This window comes from Pollutimonas thiosulfatoxidans, assembly GCF_004022565.1.
Classification (GTDB): domain Bacteria; phylum Pseudomonadota; class Gammaproteobacteria; order Burkholderiales; family Burkholderiaceae_B; genus Pusillimonas_D; species Pusillimonas_D thiosulfatoxidans.
Genome location: NZ_CP022987.1, coordinates 2,232,078 through 2,256,583 on the forward strand (window position 1 = coordinate 2,232,078; position 24,506 = coordinate 2,256,583).

A 24,506-nucleotide genomic window follows, 5' to 3' on the forward strand; every position below is an offset into this window, starting at 1 on the left:
GGCGCAGCTCGTGGCCAGGACGCGTATCTGCACGCGACCGGCCGGCGGGCTTCCCACCAATTCAGCAGCGCACAACCAGGTTTAGTTTATGTTCAAAAAAGGGACTAATGGCACTCCCTCGTACCGTCACACGTTAAGCGCACATCGCACTCGTAATTTATTTCGCAATGGTCTTGTACTGATTGCGTTGGGATTGTTCGCCGGAGCCGCGGCTTTAGCTGTGGTGAAGCCGCCCGAGGCGCCACCGGTATACCAGGCAAATCAGCCGCTGGCACTGCCCAATCCCTTCCCCGAGCCCCTCAGTTCATCCACCCCCTATATCAGCGAAACCCAGATCCGGCGCGGGGACACCTTGGCAGCGCTGTTGCAGCGCCTGCGCATACAGCAGCCCGGCCTGCAGCAATTTCTGGTACAGAACAAAGACGCACGATCCATCTACAAGCTATACCCGGGCCGCAGCATACAGGCGGCCCTGGACAAGGACGGCCAACTGCAGTGGCTGCGGTACAACCATACGCCGGGCGCCCAAGATAACGGCCAATACGTCTCGCGCTGGCTGGAAATCACGCCCGACGACGCCGGGGGTTTTACGGCCATAGAGCAAAGCCAGCCGGCAGACATGCAGGTGCGTATCGCCGAAAGCGAAATCAAAAGCTCGCTATTCGGGGCGACTGACGAAGCCGACATCCCCGACGCCATCACCATGCAGATGACCGACATACTGGGCAGCAAGATCGACTTCATACGCGATCTGCGCCAAGGCGACCGCTTCCGCATCATTTACGAGTCATACAGCCACGACGGCCGCGAAATCGGCGTAGGCCGCATTCTGGCGCTGGAATTCATCAACAAGAAAAAAACCTATGAAGCAGTGTGGTTCTCGCCCGATGGCGATTCGGGCAGCTATTACGACTTTGAAGGGCGCAGCCTGAAAGGGGCCTTCCTGCGCACGGCCCTCAAGTTTTCGCGCATCAGCTCCACCTTCGGGATGCGCAAGCACCCGGTGCATGGCGGCTGGCGCGGCCACAAGGGCGTCGACTATGCCGCACCTACCGGCACCCCCATACATGCCACAGCCGATGGTGTGGTGTCCTTCAAGGGCAGCCAGAATGGTTATGGCAATACCATCATCCTGACGCATCACAATGGCTATAGCACCTTGTACGCCCACCAAAGCCGTTTCGCCAAAGGCCTGCAGAAGGGCGATCGCGTGCAGCAAGGTCAACTGATCGGGTACGTCGGCGCCACCGGGTGGGCAACCGGTCCGCATCTGCATTATGAGTTCCGTGTCAACAAAACGCCGGTAGATCCCTTGTCTGTCGACCTGCCAGTGGCACGTACGCTCGAGAAGTCGCACCGTCTGGCCTTCGAGAAAGCGGTCGCGCAGTACCAAGAGCACATCCACCTGCTTACTACGTTGCAGGACAGCGACACGCAGGTGGCCAGCCGCTAAGCGGCTGGCTCAGCGCGCCCATGCCTAACATGCTTTATGCAGGATTGATGTCGGGCACCAGTACCGACGGTGTGGACGCGGTGCTGGCCGACTTTAGCCGGCCAACTCAGCCGACGGTTCGTGCAGCGGTTTCATTGCCCATGCCGGCGCCACTACGAGCCGAGCTCCTGGCCTTGAACATCACCGGGCCCGACGAACTCGCCCGCTCTGCGCTGGCTGCCAACGCGCTGGCCGAACTCTATGCAAGCGCCACCCTCAAACTTCTTGCACTTGCCCGCTGCACACCGTCAGACGTAAGAGCCATCGGGGCACATGGCCAAACCGTGCGCCACGATCCCGCAGCCGGCTACACCATACAGATCAACGCCCCCGCCCTGCTGGCCCAGCGCACCGGCATCGCCGTTATTGCGGATTTCCGCTCACGCGATGTGGCGGCCGGCGGCCAGGGAGCACCCCTGGTTCCCGCCTTTCACCAGGCATTGTTTGCCAGTTCACGACCACGCGCGGTATTGAACCTGGGCGGCATTGCCAACCTGACCTTGCTGGACCCCAACGAGGAAGTGCGCGGCTTTGATACCGGTCCGGCCAATGTCTTGCTGGATTTGTGGGTGGCGTCCTGCAAGGGCAAGACCTACGACGAAGACGGTGCGTGGGCGGCCAGCGGACTATGCAATACCAAATTGCTGGACTACTTGCTGAGCAGTGAGCCCTGGTTTGAACTGCCGCCACCCAAGTCGACGGGGCGCGACCGATTCAATTGGGCATGGCTTGGTCAGCGGCTTGCACAATTTGATTGGCAGGCGGCCGGGCTGAGAGAGCAAGATGTACAGGCCACGCTACAACAACTGACCGTCCAGACTATCGCCCGGGCTCTGAAGCGCTACGCCCCGAATACGGAGGACCTGCTGGTTTGCGGCGGTGGCGCATTGAATGGCAGCCTGATGCGTGAGTTGACCGCCGCCCTGCCCTACCCCGTCCGGGCTACGAGTGAGCTGGGTGTACCGGTACAACAGGTGGAGGCCCTGGCATTTGCCTGGCTGGCCTGGGCCCACGACCAAGCTTATGCCGCCGGGCTGCCTTCGGTTACAGGCGCAGTCTCAGCCAACGTGCTTGGCTGCAAATACCCCGCCTGAGATACGGCGTCTTAAGGTGTGAAGGACGAGCCGCAGCCGCAGGTGGTGGTGGCGTTGGGATTGCGGATAACAAACTGCGCGCCTTCCAGATCGTCCTTGTAGTCGATTTCGGCCCCGACCAGATACTGGAAGCTCATGGGGTCGACCAACAACTGAACGCCTGCCTTGTCGATGGTGGTGTCGTCGTCGTTGATGGTTTCATCGAAGGTGAAACCATACTGGAAGCCCGAGCACCCGCCACCCTGCACGAAAACGCGCAGTTTCAGTTCGGGGTTGCCTTCTTCAGCCAAGAGATCCTTGACTTTTGATGCCGCGGCGTCGGTAAACAGCAGCGGGGACGGCGGCGCTTGGAGATTGGTGGTTTCGGTAAGGGTATTCATTTGGTACTCCGTGGCGGCCTGATCGGGCCGCGCCATAAAAACTACTATAACACCACGCTGCGATCAATCTGCGGCGGGCAGATTCACAGTACGCGATACCCGCAAAGTGTCGCCCTCCAGGACGTTGAGCGTAACAGTCTGCGGCGTGAAGTCGGGGGGTATGCCCAGCACGCCGGCGCCTCGCTGGAACTGGTCAAAACCCAGCGCCAGGGTAGCGGGCGCGGCCTCGGCCGGCTCGTTGCCCGGCAAGCGCACGGGGTCCAGGGTAACAGTGGCCGGCTTGCCCTGACGCAAACCCTTGGCCACGAACTGCATCCGGCCGCTGAAGGGGACGTCTTCTTGCGCATTGCGCATCAGCAGTACCTTGTATTGCAAGATGGGCCCGACGTGCTCGATTTCAAGGGCCCGTATACTGACCGCCCCTTTGGGCCCCGGCGGCAACAACTGATCGAAAAACGCCAACTGTTCGTGCAACTGGCCAAGCTCGGCCTGCGCGTCCGCCAGTGATGTTACCAGCCCCCTGCGGGTGCTTTCTTCAACCATCAACTGGCCCTGCAGCGCATCGTTCTGGGCCCGCGCCGCGGCAAGCTGTGCGCGTACCTGGTTCAGCTGCGCCTGCGTTTGAGATTTCAAGACATCATACTGGCGCAAGGCTTCGTTGCCGAACCAATGGCGCGCGACCGATGCACCCAATATAAGACCCAGTACTAATATGCCCAGCCAAAGCGCATAACGTAGCCGACGCGTGCGATACCGCCGCGCGATAGCCTGCGATGCCGATCTTGCCGGCGAAGGCTGCGCGGCTGACTCTGATTTGTGCATGATGAACAGACCCCCAACAAGGGGAACAGTTCCCGCTTGCCGGGTTCGCGGATGTTACGGCAGCACGGCAACCTGAGTCAGGCCGGTTGATTCGGGCAGCCCAAACATGAGGTTCATGTTTTGGACGGCTTGGCCGGACGCCCCCTTGACCAGGTTGTCTTGCGCGACCAGGACGACCAGCTGATTGCCGCCTTCGGGCCGGTGCACGGCAATGCGCAACACATTCGAGGCGCGGACCGACCGGGTTTCGGGCAGGCTGCCCGCCGGCATGACATCAACGAAGGGCTCGTCAGCATAACGCTCTTCGAACAAGGCCTGGAAATCAGTGTCGAGTGCCTCGGGCAGTATGCGCGCGTACAAGGTCGAAAACATGCCCCGGATCATGGGTACGAGGTGAGGCACGAAGATCAGGCCGACGGGTTGCCCGGCCAGGATCTGCAGTTGCTCGGAGATCTCGGGATGATGCCGATGGCCGCGTACGGCATAGGCCTTCAGGTTGTCGCTGGCCTCGGAGAACAAGCTACCGACTTCGGCCTTGCGGCCGGCGCCAGACACCCCCGACTTGCAGTCGGCAATGATGTTGGAGGTATCGATGAGCTTTTTGCCGCCTTCCAGCAAGGGCGCAAGACCCAGCAGTACTGTGGTCGGATAGCAGCCCGGGTTGCCTATGACTTGTGCATTGGCGATTTTTTCCCGGTTGAGCTCTACCAGGCCGTAAGCCGACTGACGCAAGACGGGTGGGCAGGCGTGCGGCATTTTGTACCACTGCTCGAACACCTGGAGATCTTGCAGGCGGAAGTCGGCCGCCAGGTCGATGATGCGAACCTTATGCTTGAGCAGGGCCTCGGCCTGGCTCATGGCCACGCCATGAGGCGTAGCAAAAAACACCACATCGCACTGCTCGAGCGCAGCTTTTTCGGGCGTTTGAAACGCCAGGTTTACATGACCACGCAGATTCGGGTACATGTCGGACACCGGCATGCCGTCCTCTTTGCGCGAGGTAATGGCGGTGAGCTCGACCTGGGGGTGTTGAGACAGCAGGCGCAACAGTTCGACGCCCGTGTATCCGGTACCACCAACAATACCAACCTTGATCCGAGAGGGAGCTGCTGCCGTCGTCATAACAATTCCTAAAAACGCGATTCAACACAATAGATTATGCAACAAGCCGGCTTGCCCGTGGCAAAAGCCGGGACAAAACTGACCCAAAGGCAAAAACCCCCGACGCTGGGCCGGGGGTTTTTGGTGTCGCCAGGCGTGTAGCCCCAGTACAGCGAATTAACGCTTGCTGAACTGTTTGCGGCGACGTGCCTTGTGGAAACCGACTTTCTTACGTTCGACTTCACGGGCGTCACGCGTTACGAAACCGGCCTGCTTCAGGGACGGTTTAAGCGTCTCGTCGTAGTCGATCAGGGCGCGAGTGATGCCGTGGCGTATTGCACCGGCCTGGCCGCTTTCGCCGCCGCCATGAACGTTGACATGGAAGTCGAACGATTCGAGGTGGCTGGTGAGTTCCAGGGGTTGACGAACGACCATACGGCCGGTTTCGCGAGCGAAGTATTCATCAACGGGCTTGCCGTTGACAACGATCTTGCCCGAGCCTTTCTTCAAGAAAACGCGAGCCACCGATGTTTTGCGGCGGCCGGTTCCATAATTCCAATTACCGATCATGACCTGTCCTTAGATTTCCAGCGGTTTGGGCTGCTGAGCCGAATGGGGATGCTCGGCGCCAGCATAAACCTTGAGCTTCTTGGCCATGGCGTATCCGAGCGGCCCCTTGGGCAGCATGCCTTTGACGGCTTTCTGGATGGCACGGCCAGGAAAACGCTCTTGCATCTTCTGAAAGTTGGTCTCGGTGATACCACCTGGGTATCCCGAGTGACGGTAGTAAATCTTGTCTTGCGACTTATTACCGGTCACAACGATGTCGGCAGCGTTGATGATGACAATATAATCGCCGGTGTCAACGTGGGGCGTGAATTCTGGCTTGTGCTTGCCGCGCAAACGACGTGCGACTTCGCTGGCCACACGACCGAGGACTTTGCCCTTGGCGTCAATCACGTACCAGTCACGTTTGACTTCATGCGGCTTGGCCACAAAGGTCTTCATGATGGTTCCTAAATATACAGTTTGATGGCCACGCAAACATTGCATGGCGCGCTTTCCTGGCTAAAGAAAACTATAAATACTGCCTAAGCGTTGTTCTTCGCCCGTGCAAGTAGCCAGAAAAGCCCATAATAATACCATAAGTCGCTGTCGCAATTAAGCATTCTGGCGCCTGCCCTTGTCTGGGCGCGGCGCCCGGACAACAAAACGGCCGCTCGCGCGGCCGTTTTGTTGTGCTTGCCTGCTTACGATTTTTTCTGGTTTGCCAGGGCAAGGCCCAGATAGTTGTCGTAGGAACCTTCGGCAACGCGGAACCATGGCACGATGTTGTCGCGGAATTCCATGTAGTTGTCGTGGATCTTCTTGAACATTTCGTTCTTGGCGCAGAACTCTTTGTAGAGCTCGTTGGAAGCGGCGAAGGACGCGTCCATGACATCGCGCGGGAAAGCCTTGAGCACAGCGCCACTACCAATCAGGCGGCGCAGGGCTGCAGGGTTGTTGGCGTCGTAGTCGCCGATCATTTTGCCGCCCGCGGCACGCGAGGCGATTTCGATCAGGGACTGATATTGCTTGGGCAGGCTGTTGTAGGCTTCGTCGTTGACGTACAGCGATACCTGGGCGGAACCTTCCCACCAACCCGGATAGTAATAGTACTTGGCGACCTTCTGGAAGCCCAGCTTTTCGTCATCGACCGGGCCGACAAATTCGACGGCGTCCAGTGTGCCTTTTTCCAGCGATGGGTAGATGTCGCCAGGAGGAATCTGCTGAGGCACCACACCCATGCGGGACAGGACTTCGCCAGCGAAACCGGCCGTGCGCATTTTCAGACCTTGCAGGTCGGCGACGGATTTGATTTCCTTGCGATACCAGCCGCCCATTTGCGTACCGGTATTGCCCAGCGGGAAGTTGATGATATTGCGTGGTGCGAAGAGTTCGCGCATCAGCTTCATGCCGTCGCCTTCGTACATCCAGGAGTACATCTGGCGGGCGTTCAGGCCGAAAGGCACGGCGGTGTCGAAGCAGAAGGAAGGATCTTTACCGTAGTAATAGTAAGAAGCCGTCTGGCCGCATTCGACCGTGCGGTTGCCGACTGCGTCCATCACGCCAAAGCCGGGAACGATTTCGCCAGCCGGGTACAGGCGGATGGAAAAGTTGCCGTCGGAGGCTTCTTCGACCATTTTGCAGAATGTCTGTGCAGTCGTGTAAAGCGGGGGAAGCGACGGTCCGTAGGTGGATGTCATTTTCCAGCTGATCTTGGGATTGCTTTGCGCAAAAACGGGGGCGGCTACAGCGGCAGAACCTGCCACAGCGCCGAGGCCGGCTTTTTTAAGGAATGAACGACGCTGCATTAAAGGCTCTCCTGTGGGCATTCGTTTATTTTTTGCAGTAAAACTGCCAACGCAGATATTACACCGTGTTGCAAGGCTTGTAACGCAGTATTAGCCCTGCCTTATTGGCCTGCGATGGACATCTGCTCTATTAATATAGAGCCGGTGGTTTTCGAACCACGCGTGATGGTGTCGGCACCGATGGCGGCGATCTGGCGGAACATGTCTTTCAGGTTGCCGGCGATGGTGACCTCTTGAACCGCATGGCGGATCTGGCCATCGACCACCCAATAGCCAAACGCACCGCGCGAATAATCGCCCGTCACGTAATTGACGCCCTGCCCGATCAGTTCGGTAACCAGGAAGCCGGTGCCCAGCTTGCGCAGCATCGCGCGAAAGTCGTCATCCGGCTGGGTATGGCGCGAGCGCAACTGCAGGTTATGCGATCCGCCTGCATTGCCGGTGGTTTGCATATTGAGTTTGCGGGCGGTGTAGGTGGACAGGAAATAGCCCGACAGCACCCCCGCGACGACGACATCACGCGGCGTGGTGCGTACGCCTTCCGCATCAAACGACGAGCTGCCCATGCCGCCCGGTATGTGGGGGTCTTCCATGACGTCCAGGTGATCGGCCAGCACGGGCTTGCCCAGACTGTCCAGCAGGAAACTGGCTTTGCGATACAAGGCCCCGCCGCTGGTCGCCTGCACCAGCGCCCCCAGCAGACCGATGGCCAAGGGGGCCTCGAACAGCACAGGGAAACGACCGGTCTTGATGCGGCGGGCGGACAGGCGCGACAGGCTGCGTTCGGCAGCGTAGCGGCCTACCGCCTCGGGCTCGGCAAGATCGCCGGCCGCACGCGCCGTGGAATACCAGTAATCACGCTGCATATGGGCGCCCTTGCCGGCAATTGGCGCCACCGACAGGCTGTGACGCGAATACGGGTAGCCGCCCAGAAAGCCCCGGCTGTTGCCCAGCACGAAGTGGCCTTCATAGGTGTCTACCGATGCACCGTCAGTGTTGGTGATCAGCGGGCTGGTGTCCTGTGCGGCGCTTTCAGCGCGTATGGCCAGGCTGGCCGCGTCTTCGGCGGTGATATCCCAGGGGTGGTGCAAACCGAGATCGATATAGTCGCGAGCCAGAAGCTCGGCCTCGGGCAGGCCTGCGGCGGGATCCTCGGCGGTATAGCGGGCGATATGCCAGGCGGCTTCGACGGTTTCGCGCAGTGCCTGGGCCGAAAAATCCGAGGTCGACGCCGAACCCCGGCGGGCACCAGCGAACACGGTGACATCCAGCGAGCGGTCGCGGGTCTGCTCGACGGTTTCAATGTCTTTATTGCGTACCGACACCGACAAGCCGCGGCTTTCGGATATTTCGGCGGCTGCATCGGAGGCGCCGAGGGATTTGGCATGGTTGAGCGCGTCGCCGACAAGTTCACGAAAGCGTGCCTGGTTTTCGACGATGGGCAAGGAGGAAGTGGATGGGTGGCTCATTGATGCTCTTTCAGGTTAGACGGTTATCATAGCCAATTAACGCCAATTTTTTCGAACCCATGTCAAATAATCCTGACGAAACTCCCGACCACGGCTACGACCGGCCCAGCAAGTCTCAGGTCAAGCGCGACATGCTCGCCTTGCAAGACCTGGGACGGCAGTTGGTCGACCTGTCTTCAGAAAAGCTGAAACAACTGCCGCTCTCAGAAAAAATGCTCGATGCCATCAAGCTGGCGCAAAAGACAACCAGCCGCGAAGGCCGGCGACGCCAGATTCACTACGTGGGCAAACTGATGCGCGACGCCGATGCGGACGCCATCCGAACCCAATTGGACATCTGGGAAAATGGATCAAAGCAGCAAACACTGGCCATGCACCGGATCGAGTCGCTGCGCGACCTGTTGTTGCGCGACGATGACGCCCTGACTGGCCTCTTGAAGGAATATCCGGGCGCCGACATCCAGCATCTGCGCACACTGATACGCGAGGGACGCAAAGAGGCGCAAGCCAACGAACGTCTGCAAGCCGGCCAGGATCCACAACGCAAACATTACCGGGCGCTATTTCAGGCACTGAAAGCCCTGGACGACACACAGGAAACCGAATGAGCTCTACCTTGCTGGAATGCATAGAAATAGAAACCGGCCCCGAACCGCAACATGCCGTTATCTGGCTACATGGCCTGGGTGCCGATGGCAACGACTTCGCACCGCTGGTGCCCGAGCTGAAACTACAGGGCTGCCCCGCGATCCGCTTTGTTTTTCCTCATGCGCCCGTGCGCCCCGTCACCATCAATAACGGGGTGTCCATGCGAGCCTGGTACGACATTTTCGCGCCCGATCTGGTGCGCCGCGAAGATGAGCCAGGCCTGCGGGACTCACAGCTTGCAGTCCAGTCCTTGATCGCCCGCGAGAACCAGCGCGGCGTACCCACCTCCAACATCGTGCTGGCGGGGTTCTCTCAGGGCTGCGCCATGGCCTTGCAAACCGGCCTGCGCCTGGATGAAAAGCTTGCCGGCATCATTGGCTTGTCGGGCTACTTGCCACTGGCTTCGCTGATCGAGGCCGAGCGTCATCCCGCCAATCAGGACACGCCTATTTTCCTGGCTCACGGCACGCAAGACCCCGTGGTGGTGCTGGCCCGTGCCGAAGACACCCGGGCCGCACTGGACAAGATGGGCTACACCGTCACCTGGAAGACCTATCCGATGCCCCACTCGGTATGTCTGCCCGAAGTCGACGATGTGTCGGCCTTCTTGCGTTCAGTGCTCGTATAGCGACTGGACCCCGCCGGTTTCACCCAGATTCAGCCACACCCGGCGCATCGTGGCGTCTTCGAGGTCCTGGTCGTTTTGAAAACCCAGATGCGTCATCAAGGCCAGCATCGGACGGTTGGATGCCAGGACCACGCCATCGATATAGGTCAGGCCCTGCTGCTGAGCGGCATCGATCAGCCCGCGCATCAACTGGGCGCCCAGGCCGCGCCGCTGCCACGCATCGCCGATGACCAGCGCATATTCGGCCCCACGCCCATCCGCATTACGCAGATAATGCGCAAAGCCGATGATCTGCTCGCGCGGGTGCCCCCGGTTCAAGGGGTTGGGCATCTGCACTGTGGCCACCAGGGCCAGTTCGCGGTCGTAGTCGATCGCGGTGTAGCGCGCCAACATACGCGGCGTGAGTTCGCGCAGCATGGACACGAAGCGCATGTATCGCGACTCGTCCGATAAGCCGCGCACGAACTCCTGCAAGGGCTCGGCATCTTCTGGTCGTATGGGCCGCAGCATCCAGGGCTGGCCATCCTTGAACGTCTTGGCCTGGACCAGACCCCGCGGATAGGGATGTATGGCCATGTGCCGATAACCGGTGGTTTCGGGCAGAACCAGCATGGATTCGCTGCGCAAGTCCACCTGCACGCCAAGGGCAATCAGTTGCATATCGTCCGCATACAGCGGATCGATGAGGAAGCTGTCCAGCGCGGGCAGTTCGCTGACTGCCTGCGAGAGGTTCTCCAGCGCTTCCAGCAGATTCTCGAATGCGGCTGGCGTCATCTGCCGCGACAAGGCCCCGCGCCACAAATCGCTGCGCTGGACCAGCTTGCGGGCCAGATAGCGATTGAGCGGTGGCAGCTCCAGGGCGGGGAAGCCACCGGCGATCAGCGCATCATCCCCGCCAGAGCCAAACAGAAAGTACGGCCCGTAACGCGGATCGCGGCGCACCCGTATGGACATCGGCATGTTGTCTTCGCGGTCGATACCATGGGCATCGGCTTGCGCCGCCACGCGCACCGGTATGTGAAAGCAGGCCAGCAGTTGCTCGCACTCTTGTGGCGTCAGGCTGCGCCGGCGCTCTTGTTGGGCATGGGCAACCAGGGCTCGGGCCTTGTCCAGCAAGGGCGGCTTGCCCAGCGGCTCGGGCGGCAATGTCTGCTGCGCCAAGGTTTGGTTGTAGTGATACGCCCCCAGTATGCCAAAGGCATTGGCAGCCGATTCGGGGGTGCGGAAGGCCGGCGTGCCGACCCGGTCGAGCACTTGCCGCAGCGCGCGCATGCCCGCGTCGCCCATAAAGCAGGAAACAATGGGCTTGCGTGCCTGGGCCGCCATGCCTGCCACCTGGCGCGCCACACCTTCCAGATCAGACAAGGGGTCGGGGGCCAACAACACCAACACGCCATCGACGCCCGTATCGGCTTCCAGCAACGCGACCACGCGCTGCACCTTGTCCGCCGACAAGGGGGCGTGCGTTACGATCGGGTTGACGGTGCTGGCGCCAGGCTCGAGCAGATCCCTGAGCGCCTTGATGGTGGACTGCGCCAGTTCTGCCGGGAACACGGATTCGTTATCGCCGATGACATCAATGGCCAGCTGGGACGCCCCGTTGCCGTTGGAAAACAGGGCGATCTTGCGGCCGCGCACCCGCCGCGTGTGCACCATGACCTTCAAGGCCGAAAACAGCTGCACGAAATAACGTATGCGCACGGCGCCGGCGCGGCGCAGCAAGGCATTGAATACGGCGTCTTCGATGGACGGCCTGAGCACCTTGTGCCCCGACTTGAGCACCACCACGGGCTTGACGCTGGCCGCAGCGCGTAGCGCACTGGTAAAGCGCCGCGATGACGAGGCATCTTCCAGGTACAGCACTATGCTTTCGGTGCGCGTGTCCATGGCCAAATAATCGAGCACATCCGGAATGTCGACACCCGCCTCGTCCCCCAAGGACACCACGGCAGAGAACCCCAGATCGATATCCTCGGCCCAATCGAGAACCGCCGAGGTGATGGATCGGGACTGCGCCACCAGTGCGACCCGACCGCTTAAGGCCACCTTGGGCTGATGAGTCAGGTTCAGGCCCAGATGCGGGCGCTGCAAACCGAAAGCCCGCGGGCCCAGCAGCGTACAGTCTTGCAGGGTTGCCCAGGCTCGGCAATATGCTATGTCTTCTACCGGATCGGCCGAGGCCTGCGGGTGTGCCAGCACCACCAGGCTGCGTGGTCGTGCCGGCTTGAGCGACTCGAGCGCTTCGGGCAGGCGAGCCGGCGCCACGCACACCAGCGCCAGGTCGAGGCGCGCGCCAGCCGCCACACCGGCCAGTGTGGTCGGCAAGGTGATGGGCTGGCCGCTGGCCACCGGGACGGTGCTTACGGCGTTATGCAGGCAACGCGGAGGCGTTGCCATCAGCGTCAGCTCGCTCTCGGCCAGCACAAGCAGCGTACGCGGTTCGAACAAAGAGGCGAGACGATGACGCGGCATGATTTATGGTGGTTTCAGCGTTGAACGGTGGGTACTCTAAAATACAGGATTGCCAGCACACGCTAAAGACTAACGAGTAACAATGACTACGTCCACCCCTACCCAAGTACGCACCCGCTTTGCACCGTCCCCGACAGGGTATCTGCATCTGGGCGGCGCACGCACGGCACTGTTTTCCTGGGCGTTTGCGCGCCATCACCAGGGCGTCTTCGTACTTCGCATCGAAGACACCGACCTGGAGCGTTCCACCCCGGAAGCTGTGCAGGCCATACTGGACAGCATGGACTGGCTCGGGATGCAGCCCGATGAGGGCCCGTTTTATCAAATGCAGCGCATGGACCGCTACCGCGAGGTCATTGCAAGAATGCTGAAGGAAGGCACGGCCTATTATTGCTACAGCAGCCCCGCAGAGATCGAAGCCATGCGGGACAAGGCGCGCGCCGCGGGACTGAAGCCACGCTATGACGGCACCTGGCGGCCTGAAGCCGGCAAAACGCTGCCCAGCCCGCCCGCAGGCCGCAAGCCCGTCGTGCGCTTTCGCAATCCGGTGGATGGTGTCACCGCCTGGAACGATCTCATCAAGGGTCCCATCAGTTTCGACAACACCGAGCTGGACGACCTGATTATTGCGCGTCCGGACGGCACCCCGACCTACAACTTCTGTGTCGTGGTCGATGACTGGGACATGAACATCACGCATGTACTGCGCGGCGACGACCACGTGAACAACACCCCCCGGCAGATCAATATCTTGCGCGCCTTGGGCGCCACCCTGCCCGAATACGGCCACCTGCCCATGATCCTCGGGCCCGACGGCGAAAAGCTGTCGAAGCGACACGGCGCGGTCAATGTCATGGAATACGAAGGCCAGGGTTATTTGCCCGAAGCCATGATCAATTATCTGGCGCGGCTGGGCTGGAGCCACGGCAACGACGAGCTGTTCACACGCGAGGAACTGGTCGCATGGTTTGACACCCGGCACCTGACCAAATCAGCAGCGCAGTGGGACCCAAAGAAACTGAACTGGGTCAATGCGCACTACATCAAGACGACGACAGACGCTGACCTGGCCGCGCATGTGGCGCCGCGCATACGGACACGCGGCGGCGATCCTGACGCCGTCGATTTGCTTGCGGTCATGGCATTGCTGAAAGACCGGGCCGAAACGCTGGAGCAACTGGCGGACGGCGCCATGCTCTTTTGCGCACCTTTCAGCCCAGCCGACCCCGAACTGCAGGCGCAATATCTGGACGACGGCGCCAAGTCTTTGCTGGCAGCGTTTGCCGCCAAGGCCTCAGACCTGGCCGAATGGAATACAGAATCGCTCGATGGCCTGATCAAAGAACTATTGACCGAGCACGGCGTGAAGATGCCCAAGCTGGGCTTGCCGCTGCGGCTGGCGGTTACCGGCCAGAAGCAGACACCTGCCATCGGCGCGGTACTGGCCATCATCGGTCGTGAGCGGGTACTGCAACGGCTGGCAGCCGCCTGATCAGAACGGCAGGCGATAACCCGGCGACATGCGACGCGCGGTGATGCGCGCGCCGTCCGCATCGCGCAGCGCCACGTTGTCGGTTGTGATCGATGTGACGGCATAGCGGTTGGTATAGATCGGATCGTCCAGATCCACCGGCATCCCGTTGGATGTCAGGGTCTGCAATACCAGCGTTTGCTTGGTGTGCTGCCAGCAACCCGTCTCGGCCAACCCTTGCGAAGGGTTCTTGCCGCGCTTCAGAAGCTCGGTATACGCCATGGTGCCGTCTGCGTTCAGGGTGTACAAGGTGCGCAGTTCTCCGGCGACGCCTTTTTGCTTGCGTATGCTTAGCCAGTTGCCGACCAGCTTGTCGTCCGTCGCGGCGGCCTGGCAGGCCGGCGGCGCTTTCTCTTGCGGCTGGGGCGCCGGCGGTGTGGCGCAAGCGCCCAGGACCATGGCGGCGGCCAGGCCTGTCATCAAGGAACAATAGCGCGACGGAATGAAGAACATGGTCACTTCCTTTGCAAAACCACAAACCGCAAGGGGTATCGGCAGCCGCGCGAACCCGCACGACCTACAATCGATTTACAAAAATATTCTACCTGAATGGTCGGCGCGCCAGGCTCGCCGCCCATTGGGTTGCGCCGGAGCTGCGCCCGTCATGAACTACGCTGTATTGATTACCCTGCATCTGTTTGCCGCCTTCATTTTTGTCGGCACGGTGTTCTTTGAAGTGCTGATGCTGGAGGGTATACGCAAACAGGTGCCGCGCGACGCTATGCGCAGCGTCGAACAGGCCATAGGCAAACGGGCGCGCCGCTTCATGCCCTGGGTGATCATTGTGCTTTACGGCGCCGGCATCGGCATGGCTTGGCACTACCGCGTGGTGCTGGCGCATCCGCTGGACACTCCCTTTGCTACGCTGCTGAGCCTGAAGATCCTGCTGGCCCTCAGCGTGCTGGCGCACTTCATTACCGCTATGGTCCTTAGCACTCGCGGCAAAATGAAGACACGCCACTTCCAGGCGATTCATGTCAGCGTGTTCTTGCATATGTTGGCCATTATCTTGCTGGCCAAGGCCATGCTTTACGTCGGCTAGGCAAACCGCCACCAGCCGCCGCTACAGCGGCAACTTGATCTCGTGTTTGATCTCGCGCAGCGCGACGATGGTGCGCGTCTGGCGCACGCCGGGCAAGTTGAACAGAAAGCGGTGCAGGAAGCTGTCGTAGGCTTCGGGACTGGCCACCAGGATCTTCAACAGAAAATCGGCGTCGCCCGTTACGGCATAACACTCCAGGATCTCGGGGGCGTCGCGCACCGAGCGTTCGAAGTTCTGCACGATGTCGGCCGAATGCCTTTCCAGGCTGATCTGCGTGAACATGCATCCCTGCAAGCCCACCTTGTTGCGGTCCACGCTGGCGTAATACCCCTGAATGACCTTGGCCGACTCCAATGCCTTGACCCGGCGCCAGACCGGCGCCGCGGACAAGCCCACATGCTCGGAAAGCTGCTGGGCCGAGGCCCGCCCGTCCACCTGAAGCTGTTCCAGGATTTTTAGATCAATTTTGTCCATATTGGCCTCTTGCACGCAATGTTCATTTCAATAACAAGGGATTTTACGCGATGAGATAGCAATAAACGCGCTGTCCATGCTGTCTATCATGGATAGGAATTATGGAGTTTCACTATGCCTTCCCCTATTGCTGTAGACAGCCAGTACCAGCTAAGCCACAACCTGACCGCCACATCAGGCCGGGTGTTCCTGACCGGCACCCAGGCCTTGGTGCGCATGCTGCTGGCGCAACGCCGTGCCGACCGCGAACGCGGCCTGAACACCGCCGGCTTTGTCACCGGCTATCGCGGCTCGCCATTGGGCGGGGTCGATCAGGCCATGTGGCGCGCACAGGCATCGCTGGACGAAAACCAGGTGTCGTTCCTGCCCGCCATCAATGAAGACCTGGGCGCCACCATCGTCATGGGCACACAGCAAGCCGGCGTGCGAGACGACAAGACGGTCGATGGCGTATTTGCCATGTGGTACGGCAAGGGTCCGGGCGTGGATCGGGCGAGCGACGCCCTGCACCATGGCAACGCGGCGGGCGCGTCGCGGCACGGCGGCGTGCTGTTGATTGTGGGCGACGACCACACGGCAGCGTCTTCTTCCATCCCCCACGCCAGCGAAACCAGCTTGTCGGCACTGAGCATACCCATAGTCCATCCGGCCTCAATCGAGGAGTACGAACTTTTTGGCCTTTGGGGCTGGGCGCTATCGCGTTATAGCGGAGCCTGGGTAGCCTTCAAGGCCATTACTGAAACAGTTGAAAGCGGCCGTTCGTTCAGCTTGCAGGCCGTGCCGGATTTTTCCGTCCCGGACGAAAACCGGCACGGCACGCTGGAGTACAGCGCTCGCGAGTTCCTGACGCCGGCGATGGAAACGCGCATGGCTCAACGCCTGGAAGCCGTCAAGGAATTCGCACGCCTGCACCCACTGGACCGCATGGTGGACGCTGCGCCGAATGCGCGGCTGGGCATTATCACCACCGGCAAGGCTTACCTGGACACGCAAGACGCGCTGAAGCAACTGGCAGCCGAGCTTCCCGGCACGGGCCTGCCGGCATTGCGGCACTACAAAATAGGCTTGAGCTGGCCGCTGGACCTGCAGGGGCTGCGCGAGTTCGCACAAGGGCTGGACCACATTCTTGTCATTGAAGAGAAAGCACCGATTATCGAAACGCAGGTCAAGGACGCCTTGTTCAATCTGGACATCCGGCCGCGGGTGGCCGGCAAGCGCGATCTGGAGAACGCCGCCCTGGTCCCGCAGGAGGGCCAGCTAAGCCCGGCGCTGGTCGCGATCGCACTGCGCCGCTGGTTGCGCCAGGGCGGCCTGGCTTGGCCCGATGTGTGTGACGCCGGCCTGCAGCAAGCAACGCCGAGTTCATCAACGTCGCTGACGCGCAAACCCTATTTCTGTTCGGGCTGTCCACACAATACATCCACCAAAGTGCCTGACGGCAGCCAGGCACTGGCCGGCGTCGGCTGCCACTATATGGCAACCTGGATGAACCGCGAGACCAGCGGCCTGACCCAAATGGGCGGCGAAGGCACCGACTGGATCGGGCTGTCGCGCTACACCCGCATGCCGCATGTGTTCCAGAACATGGGCGAGGGTACCTACTTTCACTCCGGCTACCTGGCCATACGACAGGCGGTCGCCGCTGGCGCCAATATTACCTACAAGATTCTGTTCAACGATGCCGTTGCCATGACGGGCGGCCAGCCGGTGGACGGCTCGATATCGGTGCCGCAGATTTGCCAGCAGATGCTGGGCGAAGGCGTGCGACGCGTGGTCGTGACCTCCGATGACGTAGACAAGTACCGCGACATCAGCTTGCCCGCCGGCGTGGCGGTCCACGATCGCCATGAGCTGGATGCGCTGCAACGCGAGCTGCGCGACCCACCGGGCGTAACTGTACTGATACACGACCAGGTCTGTGCCGCCGAGAAGCGGCGCCGTCGCAAGAAAAGCGCGTATCCCGACCCCGCCCGCCGCCTGTTCATCAACACGGCGGTCTGTGAAGGTTGCGGCGATTGCAGCAAACAATCCAACTGCCTGTCGCTGGTGCCGGTGGAAACGCCTTTCGGGCGCAAGCGGGCCATCGACCAATCCAGCTGCAACAAGGATTACTCCTGTGTGGACGGTTTCTGTCCGAGCTTTGTGTCGGTGGTCGGTGGCAATTTGCGTAAAGAGGCAAGCGCCTCGGGCGAACGGGAACGCGAGCGATTACAAGAGCTGCTGACCACCCTGGCCGAGCCCAGGTTCCTACCCTATGCCGACCGATGTAACATCCTGGTGGCCGGGATAGGCGGCACCGGCGTGGTAACCGTCGGCGCCATATTGTCCATGGCAGCGCACCTGGAAGGCCGGGCGGCGTCTGTACTGGATATTACCGGTCTGGCCCAGAAAGGCGGCAGCGTCATCAGCCACATACGCCTGTCTAGCAATGCCGACGCGACCGGAACCGTACGCATAGACGCCGGCCAGGCCGATGTGCTGATCGCCTGCGACATCGTTGCCGCCAGCCGGGCCGATGCCTTGCAGGCTGTGCGCTCAGGCAAAACCCAGGCCATCGTAAACAGCTACCTGGCGCCGACCACCGAGTTCACTCAGGATCCGCAAGCGGACCTGAACCCAGAGCCGCTGATTGCCGCAGTGCGCAGCGCCGCCGGCGCAGACCATACTTGGACGCTGAATGCCCACGAACAAGCCTCTCGTTATTTTGGCGACAGCATCATGGCCAACATGATGGTGCTGGGCTTTGCCTGGCAACACGGAGGCATACCCTTAAGCCTGCCCGCCATCATGCGTGCCCTGGAACTGAACGGCGTGGCCGTCGAGCGCAACCAGCGCGCGTTCCAGATGGGCCGCTTGCTGGCTGCCCAGCCAGACGCATTGCGCGTGGCCACGGCTAAGGAGAAAGCGGTCCTGATCCACATGCCCGAGTCGCTGGAGACAGTGCTGGAGCGGTGTAGCACCGCGCTGCGTGCCTATCAAAACGATGCCTATGCGGCGCAGTTCACTGGCTTCATTGACCAGGTACTGCACGCCGAGCGCAAGCTGCGGCCGGAAGGTCGGCCGCAATTGACCATCCAGGTGGCAAAGTCCCTGTATAAGCTGATGGCTTATAAGGACGAATACGAGGTCGCCCGCTTATTTGCCAGCGGCGAGTTCCGCAAGTCCTTGGCTGAACAGTTCGAGGGCGACTACAGCCTGCAGTTCCATTTGGCGCCGCCGCTGTTTGCGCGCCGTGATCCACATACGGGTATTCCTCGAAAGATGACCTTCGGCCCAACAACCGAAAAGCTGTTCCGGCTGCTGGCCCGGTGCAAGGGCTTACGCGGCTCGTGGCTGGATGTGTTCTCGTACACCGCCGAGCGAAAAATGGAGCGTCAGTTGATCATCGATTTCAGGCAAGCGGTGCAAGATATGTTGGGTACACTGAACGCCGACAGCTACGCCTCGGCTCTGCAATTGGCGCAGGCCCCGCAAGAGATACGGGGCTTCGGCCACATAAAATTGGCCAACATACAGGCTTATCGCAAAACCGTTGCGGACCTCACAGCGGCAGCGTCCAGGCCGGAAATGAAAGTTAACAATATTTCCCACATGCGCGCTGCAGTGCAATAAAAAGGCGTAAGCCAAGCCAGCCGGGGCCTTGCGCTGCAAGGCCCCTTTTTATTGTCTGCCCTTCCATACAAATCGCCGAAAATCAAGCCCATTTCGGGCTTGCCTAGGACGGTCCCGCTCACTACAATTAGTGCTCAACAAATAACAGACCACAAGATGTTGTGGTTGAGCCACGCCAGAAGGCGTCTTTCAACCTACTGCAGCAAACGCTGTTTGCAGTCCACCTACTACCCCTAATTCTTTTTACGCGCGTGTAAACGTGCGTCTTTATTGCCTCAGGAGCATTCATGCAAAGTACACAGATCGCTGAGTCCATGCCCCAAACTATCCTTCCCGAAACCACCGCAGCTTCCGCTACAAGCAGCGCAGGCAGCCAATGGAGCAACTTCCATATTATTCGCCGCAATGGCGCCGTGGTCGGTTTCGAGCCAGGCAAGATCAACATTGCCATGACCAAAGCCTTTTTGGCTGTCAACGGCGGCCAGGGTGCCGGGTCGGCACGGATACGCGAACTCGTCGAAAGCCTGACCACCCAAGTGGTCAACGCGCTGGTGCGCAACCGTCCCAGCGGCGGCACCTTCCATATAGAAGAAGTTCAGGACCAGGTCGAACTTGCCCTGATGCGCTCGGGCGAGCATGATGTGGCGCGCGCTTATGTGCTGTACCGCGAAAAGCGCTCACAGGAGCGCGCGCGCACTGCTCCCGCCCAGCCGGCAACTGAAGCCGTCGCGCTTAACGTAACGGACAACGGCATCAAGCGCCCGCTCGATATGGCCCGACTGCGTCACATCGTCGCCGAAGCCGGCCAGAACCTGCCGCACGAAATCGACGTTGATGCCATCCTGCGCGAAACCATCAAGAACGTATACGACGGCATCCCCGTAGACGAAGTCTTCAAGTCGGCCATTCTTTCCGCGCGTGCCATGGTCGAGAACGACCCGTCGTACAGCCAGGTGACTGCCCGACTGCTGCTGCACACCATCCGCAAGGAAGTGCTGGGCGAAGAAGCCACGCAGGCCGACATGAACACACGCTACGCCGAATACTTCCCGCTATTTATCAAGACCGGCATCGAAGGCCAGTTGCTGGACGAAAAACTCGGCCAGTACGATCTGCCCAAGTTGGCCGCAGCCCTGAAAGCCGAACGCGACCTGCAGTTCAATTACCTGGGCCTGCAAACACTTTACGACCGCTACTTCCTGCACTTGGGCGGTCGCCGCATCGAATTGCCGCAGGTGTTCTTCATGCGTGTGGCCATGGGCCTGGCCCTGAACGAAATCGATCGCGAAGCGCGCGCCATCGAGTTCTATGAAGTCCTGTCTTCTTTCGACTTCATGAGTTCCACGCCCACGCTGTTCAATTCCGGTACCTTGCATTCGCAGTTGTCGTCTTGCTACCTGACCACGGTCTCTGACGACCTGGCCGGCATCTACGACGCCATCAAGGAAAACGCCCTGCTTGCCAAGTATGCCGGCGGCCTGGGCAACGACTGGACACCGGTGCGCGCGCTGCGTAGCCATATCAAGGGCACCAACGGCGAAAGCCAGGGTGTGGTTCCCTTCCTGAAGGTGGTCAACGACACCGCCGTCGCGGTCAATCAGGGCGGCAAGCGCAAGGGCGCGGTCTGCGCTTACCTGGAAAGCTGGCACCTGGACATCGAAGAGTTCCTCGAGCTGCGCAAGAACACCGGCGACGAACGCCGTCGCACACACGACATGAACACCGCTAACTGGGTACCTGATCTGTTCATGAAGCGGGTCATGGAAAACGGCGAATGGACGCTGTTCTCGCCATCCGACGTGCCCGACCTGCATGACAAGTACGGTCGCGAATTCGAAGAAGCCTACCTCGGCTACGAAGAGAAAGTCGCACGCGGCGAAATGCCCTTGTTCAAGAAGATCCCGGCCAACGCCCTCTGGCGCAAGATGCTTTCCATGCTGTTCGAAACCGGCCACCCCTGGATCACCTTCAAGGACCCGTGCAACATCCGCTCGCCTCAACAGCACGTCGGTGTCGTGCACAGCTCTAACCTGTGCACCGAGATCACGCTGAACACCAGCGACACCGAGATCGCCGTGTGCAACCTGGGCTCGATCAACCTTGCCGCCCACCTGAAGCAAGACGCCAGCGGCCAGTACGTGCTGGACCACGAGAAGCTCGAGCGCACGATCGGCATCGCCATGCGCATGCTTGATAACGTCATCGACATCAACTACTACGCCGTGCCCAAAGCACGCAACTCCAACGTGCGTCATCGCCCGGTCGGTATGGGCGTCATGGGCTTCCAGGATTGCCTGCACATGATGCGCGTGCCGTTTGCATCGGATGCCGCCGTCGAGTTCTCGGACCGCTCCATGGAAGCCGCCTGCTATTACGCTTACTGGGCTTCCAGCAAACTGGCCGCCGAGCGCGGCGCCTATGCCAGCTTCAAGGGATCCTTGTGGGATCGCGGCATCCTGCCTCAGGACACACTGGCCATGCTGCGTGACGAACGCGGCGGCTACGTCGAAGTTGACGACAGCAGCACGCTGGACTGGGAGTCGCTGCGCGGTCATATCAAGCAGTACGGCATGCGCAACTCCAACTGCGTTGCCATTGCGCCAACGGCCACCATATCGAACATTATTGGTGTGTCGCCCTGCATCGAACCCAACTACCGCAACCTGTACGTCAAGTCCAACCTGTCGGGCGAATTTACCGTGGTCAACGACTACCTGGTACGTGACCTGAAGTCGCGCAAGCTGTGGGACGAAGTCATGGTTGCCGACCTGAAGTATTTCGATGGCAGCCTGGCTCGCATCGATCGCATCCCCGACGAACTGCGCGAGCTCTACGCCACCGCTTTCGAAGTCGACCCAACGTGGGTGGTTGAATGCGCAGCGCGCCGCTCCAAATGGATAGACCAGGCCCAGTCGCTGAACATATTCATGGCGGGTGTCTCGGGCAAGAAGCTGGACGACATCTACAAGCTGGCCTGGGTGCGCGGCCTGAAGACCACGTATTACCTTCGGTCCATCGGCGCAACCAATGCCGAGAAATCCACGGGCCGCGGAGGCGAGCTCAATGCTGTCTCCATGGGCGAATCCAGTCCCGCTGCACAGACAGCGGCCGCGCCATCGGTACCCGCATTGCCCGAAGCCGAATTCGTCGGAGACGCTTGCATGATGCGCCCCGGTGACGAAGGCTTTGAAGAATGCGAAGCCTGCCAATAATTTAATACGGGAACTTATTATGTTGAATTGGGAAGACACCCCTGCCACACAAACTGCAACGCCCACCCCAGACCAGGGGCAGGCAGCCACGCGCGCGCAGCACAACATGACCGACAGCGCCATGCCGCCCATCCAGCAAGCCGGGGGCACCACTGCAGACACCGCCGGCCGTGTGCGCGCTGCGGACAAGCGCATCATCAATGGCAAGACCGACGTCAACCAGTTGGTGCCATTCAAGTACAAATGGGCCTGGGAAAAATACCTCGCCACTTGCGCGAACCACTGGATGCCGCAAGAGATCAACATGTCGCGCGACATCTCACTTTGGAAGAACCCCACCGGGCTCACTGAAGACGAGCGTCGCATCGTCAAGCGCAATCTGGGTTTCTTCGTTACCGCGGACTCCCTGGCGGCGAACAACATTGTGCTGGGCACCTACCGCCACATCACGGCACCAGAGTGCCGCCAGTTTCTATTGCGCCAGGCATTCGAAGAGGCCATCCATACCCACGCCTATCAGTACATAGTGGAAAGCCTGGACCTGGACGAATCCGAGATTTTCAACGCGTACAACGAAGTGCCATCCATACGCGCCAAAGATGAATTCCTCATCCCGTTCATCAACGCGATTGCCGACCCGCACTTCCAAACCGGCACCCCTGCAGCCGACCAGACACTGCTTAAATCCTTGATTGTTTTTGCATGCCTGATGGAAGGCTTGTTCTTTTATGTTGGTTTTACGCAAATACTTGCGTTGGGTCGTCAGAACAAAATGACGGGTGCAGCCGAGCAGTACATGTACATACTGCGCGACGAATCCATGCACTGCAATTTCGGCATCGACCTGATCAATACCATCAAGCTCGAGAACCCACATTTGTGGACGGCCGAGTTTCGCGAAGAGATGCGCGAACTCTTCAAACGCGCTGTAGACCTTGAATATGCTTACGCTGAAGACACCATGCCTCGCGGCGTGTTGGGTTTGAACGCATCGATGTTCAAATCATATTTGCGTTTTATTGCCAATCGTCGATGCCAGCAAATTGGTCTTGAACCGCTCTTTGCGCAAGAAGAAAATCCCTTCCCATGGATGGCCGAGATGATCGATCTGAAAAAGGAACGCAACTTTTTTGAGACACGAGTCATCGAATATCAAACAGGTGGTGCCTTAAGCTGGGAATAATGCTTGGAAGAGAGTATGAGCTTACGTTAGACTCTAGGCGTGCGAAGCACATAGTGCTTCGCACGCTTGCGCCATTTGAGATGGGTCGCACCCTTTCGTGGGGGCCATATCAAATGGGTGGACGTTCTCTACGATTCGATCTCAAGGAGCATTACTATGGCAACAGCCAAAAAGGCCGCCAAGAAAGCGGCTACCAAAAAAGCTGCACCCGCCAAGAAGGCTACACCCGCTAAGAAAGTTGCTGTAAAGAAAACAACCGCAGTCAAAAAAGCTGCACCTGCCAAGAAGTCCACCGCTGCAAGCAAAAAAGCAGTCGCCAAAAAAACGGCGCCCGCGAAAAAGGCAGCAGTAAAGAAGGCAGCACCCGCCAAGAAAGCAGTTGCCAAAAAAGCACCGGCCAAGAAAACGGTAGCTAAAAAAGCAGTCGCTAAAAAGGCGGTAGCAAAGAAAGCTGTTGCCAAGAAAACCGTAGCCAAGAAAGCGCCAGCCAAAAAGGCAGTTGCTAAAAAAGCAGTCGCTAAAAAAGCCGTCGCCAAGAAGGCTCCCGCAAAGAAAGCCGTTGCTAAAAAAACGGTAGCCAAGAAAGCACCGGCTAAAAAGGCAGTCGCCAAAAAAGCGGTAGCAAAGAAAGCCGTGGCCAAGAAAGCGCCAGCCAAGAAAGCAGCAGCCAAAAAGGCGGTAGCCAAGAAAGCACCCGCAAAGAAAGCAGCAGCCAAGAAGGCTCCGGCCAAAGCCGCGCCCGCCAAAACGGCAGCGCCGGCAGCCGACAAAACCGTAGCCAAGAAGGCGGCTCCCAAGAAGGCAGCGCCCAAGAAGGCAGCGCCCAAGAAGGCAGCGCCCAAGAAAGCCAACGTTAAGTCGGCGGCTCAGGCTACCAAGGCTGCAACGGCGGCACCTGCCAACAAGAAAACCATCAACCCTGCCGCTTCGTGGCCCTTCCCCACCGGCGGCCGTCCTTAACCCTTCAGTGCTTGCCCGTCGATAGCGGCAAG

At 59.9% G+C, this 24,506-nt stretch carries 20 protein-coding genes; 10 read left to right on the forward strand and 10 right to left on the reverse strand.

The genetic code is table 11. The features are described from left to right. The first annotated feature begins 88 nt into the window (after window positions 1-88). Window positions 89-1,453: a M23 family metallopeptidase gene (locus CKA81_RS10750; protein WP_128355265.1), complete on the forward strand. Its 1,365-nt coding sequence runs from the start codon at window positions 89-91 to the stop codon at window positions 1,451-1,453. A gap of 20 nt (window positions 1,454-1,473) precedes the next feature. Continuing rightward, a complete protein-coding gene (locus CKA81_RS10755) occupies window positions 1,474-2,586 on the forward strand; it encodes an anhydro-N-acetylmuramic acid kinase (RefSeq protein ID WP_128355266.1) in 1,113 nt (370 codons plus the stop codon). An 11-nt stretch (window positions 2,587-2,597) separates the two neighbouring features. On the opposite strand, the gene erpA is transcribed toward CKA81_RS10755, so the two are convergent. From erpA to pmbA, 7 genes are all read right to left on the reverse strand, one after another. Next, on the reverse strand, window positions 2,598-2,966 hold the full coding sequence (gene erpA / locus CKA81_RS10760) for an iron-sulfur cluster insertion protein ErpA (RefSeq protein WP_128355267.1): 369 nt from the start codon (window positions 2,964-2,966) through the stop codon (window positions 2,598-2,600). A gap of 63 nt (window positions 2,967-3,029) precedes the next feature. Next, on the reverse strand, window positions 3,030-3,788 hold the full coding sequence (locus CKA81_RS10765) for a DUF6776 family protein (RefSeq protein WP_128355268.1): 759 nt from the start codon (window positions 3,786-3,788) through the stop codon (window positions 3,030-3,032). 54 nt (window positions 3,789-3,842) lie between these two features. Further along, complete coding sequence (gene argC, locus CKA81_RS10770) at window positions 3,843-4,910, reverse strand: N-acetyl-gamma-glutamyl-phosphate reductase (RefSeq protein ID WP_128355269.1); 1,068 nt, start codon at window positions 4,908-4,910, stop codon at window positions 3,843-3,845. A gap of 156 nt (window positions 4,911-5,066) precedes the next feature. After that, a complete protein-coding gene (gene rpsI, locus CKA81_RS10775; protein WP_128355270.1) occupies window positions 5,067-5,459 on the reverse strand; it encodes a 30S ribosomal protein S9 in 393 nt (130 codons plus the stop codon). Between the two features lie 9 nt (window positions 5,460-5,468). Then, a complete protein-coding gene (gene rplM, locus CKA81_RS10780; protein ID WP_128355271.1) occupies window positions 5,469-5,897 on the reverse strand; it encodes a 50S ribosomal protein L13 in 429 nt (142 codons plus the stop codon). A gap of 242 nt (window positions 5,898-6,139) precedes the next feature. Then, window positions 6,140-7,243, reverse strand: a complete 1,104-nt coding sequence (locus tag CKA81_RS10785; RefSeq protein ID WP_128355272.1) for a TRAP transporter substrate-binding protein — start codon at window positions 7,241-7,243, stop codon at window positions 6,140-6,142. A gap of 101 nt (window positions 7,244-7,344) precedes the next feature. Then, a complete protein-coding gene (gene pmbA / locus CKA81_RS10790; RefSeq protein WP_128355273.1) occupies window positions 7,345-8,712 on the reverse strand; it encodes a metalloprotease PmbA in 1,368 nt (455 codons plus the stop codon). A gap of 59 nt (window positions 8,713-8,771) precedes the next feature. On the opposite strand from pmbA, the gene yjgA reads away from it, so the two are divergent. Both yjgA and CKA81_RS10800 read left to right on the forward strand, forming a co-directional pair. Next, entirely contained in the window at window positions 8,772-9,320 is a 549-nt protein-coding gene (gene yjgA, locus CKA81_RS10795; RefSeq protein ID WP_128355274.1) for a ribosome biogenesis factor YjgA, read from the forward strand. Then, the gene (locus CKA81_RS10800) at window positions 9,317-9,988 is read left to right on the forward strand and encodes an alpha/beta hydrolase (RefSeq protein WP_128355275.1); all 672 of its coding nucleotides are present in this window, start codon (window positions 9,317-9,319) and stop codon (window positions 9,986-9,988) included. Before yjgA ends, CKA81_RS10800 begins: the two co-directional genes overlap by 4 nt. Here the strand turns inward: CKA81_RS10800 and CKA81_RS10805 are convergent. Next, complete coding sequence (locus CKA81_RS10805) at window positions 9,974-12,460, reverse strand: bifunctional acetate--CoA ligase family protein/GNAT family N-acetyltransferase (RefSeq protein WP_128355276.1); 2,487 nt, start codon at window positions 12,458-12,460, stop codon at window positions 9,974-9,976. The genes CKA81_RS10800 and CKA81_RS10805 overlap by 15 nt on opposite strands. A gap of 82 nt (window positions 12,461-12,542) precedes the next feature. Here CKA81_RS10805 and gltX point away from each other — a divergent pair, with 82 nt between their 5' ends. Further along, window positions 12,543-13,952: a glutamate--tRNA ligase gene (gene gltX / locus CKA81_RS10810; RefSeq protein ID WP_128355277.1), complete on the forward strand. Its 1,410-nt coding sequence runs from the start codon at window positions 12,543-12,545 to the stop codon at window positions 13,950-13,952. On the opposite strand, the gene CKA81_RS10815 is transcribed toward gltX, so the two are convergent. Further along, window positions 13,953-14,444: a hypothetical protein gene (locus tag CKA81_RS10815; protein ID WP_128355278.1), complete on the reverse strand. Its 492-nt coding sequence runs from the start codon at window positions 14,442-14,444 to the stop codon at window positions 13,953-13,955. 151 nt (window positions 14,445-14,595) lie between these two features. Between CKA81_RS10815 and CKA81_RS10820 the strand changes: the two genes are divergently transcribed. After that, a complete protein-coding gene (locus tag CKA81_RS10820; RefSeq protein ID WP_128355279.1) occupies window positions 14,596-15,033 on the forward strand; it encodes a CopD family copper resistance protein in 438 nt (145 codons plus the stop codon). 21 nt (window positions 15,034-15,054) lie between these two features. Here CKA81_RS10820 and CKA81_RS10825 read toward each other — a convergent pair whose 3' ends face one another. Next, window positions 15,055-15,507 carry an Lrp/AsnC family transcriptional regulator gene (locus CKA81_RS10825; RefSeq protein WP_128355280.1) on the reverse strand — a complete coding sequence of 151 codons (453 nt, stop codon included), beginning with the start codon at window positions 15,505-15,507 and terminating at the stop codon, window positions 15,055-15,057. Window positions 15,508-15,621: 114 nt separating this feature from the next. Here CKA81_RS10825 and CKA81_RS10830 point away from each other — a divergent pair, with 114 nt between their 5' ends. From CKA81_RS10830 to CKA81_RS10845, 4 genes are all read left to right on the forward strand, one after another. Then, entirely contained in the window at window positions 15,622-19,119 is a 3,498-nt protein-coding gene (locus tag CKA81_RS10830) for an indolepyruvate ferredoxin oxidoreductase family protein (RefSeq protein ID WP_128355281.1), read from the forward strand. Window positions 19,120-19,406: 287 nt separating this feature from the next. Then, complete coding sequence (locus tag CKA81_RS10835; protein WP_128355282.1) at window positions 19,407-22,331, forward strand: ribonucleoside-diphosphate reductase subunit alpha; 2,925 nt, start codon at window positions 19,407-19,409, stop codon at window positions 22,329-22,331. 19 nt (window positions 22,332-22,350) lie between these two features. Further along, complete coding sequence (locus tag CKA81_RS10840) at window positions 22,351-23,514, forward strand: ribonucleotide-diphosphate reductase subunit beta (protein ID WP_128355283.1); 1,164 nt, start codon at window positions 22,351-22,353, stop codon at window positions 23,512-23,514. A 156-nt stretch (window positions 23,515-23,670) separates the two neighbouring features. Beyond that, on the forward strand, window positions 23,671-24,474 hold the full coding sequence (locus CKA81_RS10845; protein ID WP_128355284.1) for a histone H1-like DNA-binding protein: 804 nt from the start codon (window positions 23,671-23,673) through the stop codon (window positions 24,472-24,474). The last annotated feature ends 32 nt before the right edge of the window (window positions 24,475-24,506 follow it).

Excerpts from the sequence above, each read along its gene's own strand:
- CKA81_RS10750 (WP_128355265.1), top strand. The coding sequence starts at position 89 with ATGTTCAAAAAAGGGACTAATGGCACTCCCTCGTACCGTCACACGTTA.
- CKA81_RS10755 (WP_128355266.1), top strand. The coding sequence starts at position 1,474 with ATGCCTAACATGCTTTATGCAGGATTGATGTCGGGCACCAGTACCGAC.
- erpA (WP_128355267.1), bottom strand. The coding sequence starts at position 2,966 with ATGAATACCCTTACCGAAACCACCAATCTCCAAGCGCCGCCGTCCCCG.
- CKA81_RS10765 (WP_128355268.1), bottom strand. The coding sequence starts at position 3,788 with ATGCACAAATCAGAGTCAGCCGCGCAGCCTTCGCCGGCAAGATCGGCA.
- argC (WP_128355269.1), bottom strand. The coding sequence starts at position 4,910 with ATGACGACGGCAGCAGCTCCCTCTCGGATCAAGGTTGGTATTGTTGGT.
- rpsI (WP_128355270.1), bottom strand. The coding sequence starts at position 5,459 with ATGATCGGTAATTGGAATTATGGAACCGGCCGCCGCAAAACATCGGTG.
- rplM (WP_128355271.1), bottom strand. The coding sequence starts at position 5,897 with ATGAAGACCTTTGTGGCCAAGCCGCATGAAGTCAAACGTGACTGGTAC.
- CKA81_RS10785 (WP_128355272.1), bottom strand. The coding sequence starts at position 7,243 with ATGCAGCGTCGTTCATTCCTTAAAAAAGCCGGCCTCGGCGCTGTGGCA.
- pmbA (WP_128355273.1), bottom strand. The coding sequence starts at position 8,712 with ATGAGCCACCCATCCACTTCCTCCTTGCCCATCGTCGAAAACCAGGCA.
- yjgA (WP_128355274.1), top strand. The coding sequence starts at position 8,772 with ATGTCAAATAATCCTGACGAAACTCCCGACCACGGCTACGACCGGCCC.
- CKA81_RS10800 (WP_128355275.1), top strand. The coding sequence starts at position 9,317 with ATGAGCTCTACCTTGCTGGAATGCATAGAAATAGAAACCGGCCCCGAA.
- CKA81_RS10805 (WP_128355276.1), bottom strand. The coding sequence starts at position 12,460 with ATGCCGCGTCATCGTCTCGCCTCTTTGTTCGAACCGCGTACGCTGCTT.
- gltX (WP_128355277.1), top strand. The coding sequence starts at position 12,543 with ATGACTACGTCCACCCCTACCCAAGTACGCACCCGCTTTGCACCGTCC.
- CKA81_RS10815 (WP_128355278.1), bottom strand. The coding sequence starts at position 14,444 with ATGTTCTTCATTCCGTCGCGCTATTGTTCCTTGATGACAGGCCTGGCC.
- CKA81_RS10820 (WP_128355279.1), top strand. The coding sequence starts at position 14,596 with ATGAACTACGCTGTATTGATTACCCTGCATCTGTTTGCCGCCTTCATT.
- CKA81_RS10825 (WP_128355280.1), bottom strand. The coding sequence starts at position 15,507 with ATGGACAAAATTGATCTAAAAATCCTGGAACAGCTTCAGGTGGACGGG.
- CKA81_RS10830 (WP_128355281.1), top strand. The coding sequence starts at position 15,622 with ATGCCTTCCCCTATTGCTGTAGACAGCCAGTACCAGCTAAGCCACAAC.
- CKA81_RS10835 (WP_128355282.1), top strand. The coding sequence starts at position 19,407 with ATGCAAAGTACACAGATCGCTGAGTCCATGCCCCAAACTATCCTTCCC.
- CKA81_RS10840 (WP_128355283.1), top strand. The coding sequence starts at position 22,351 with ATGTTGAATTGGGAAGACACCCCTGCCACACAAACTGCAACGCCCACC.
- CKA81_RS10845 (WP_128355284.1), top strand. The coding sequence starts at position 23,671 with ATGGCAACAGCCAAAAAGGCCGCCAAGAAAGCGGCTACCAAAAAAGCT.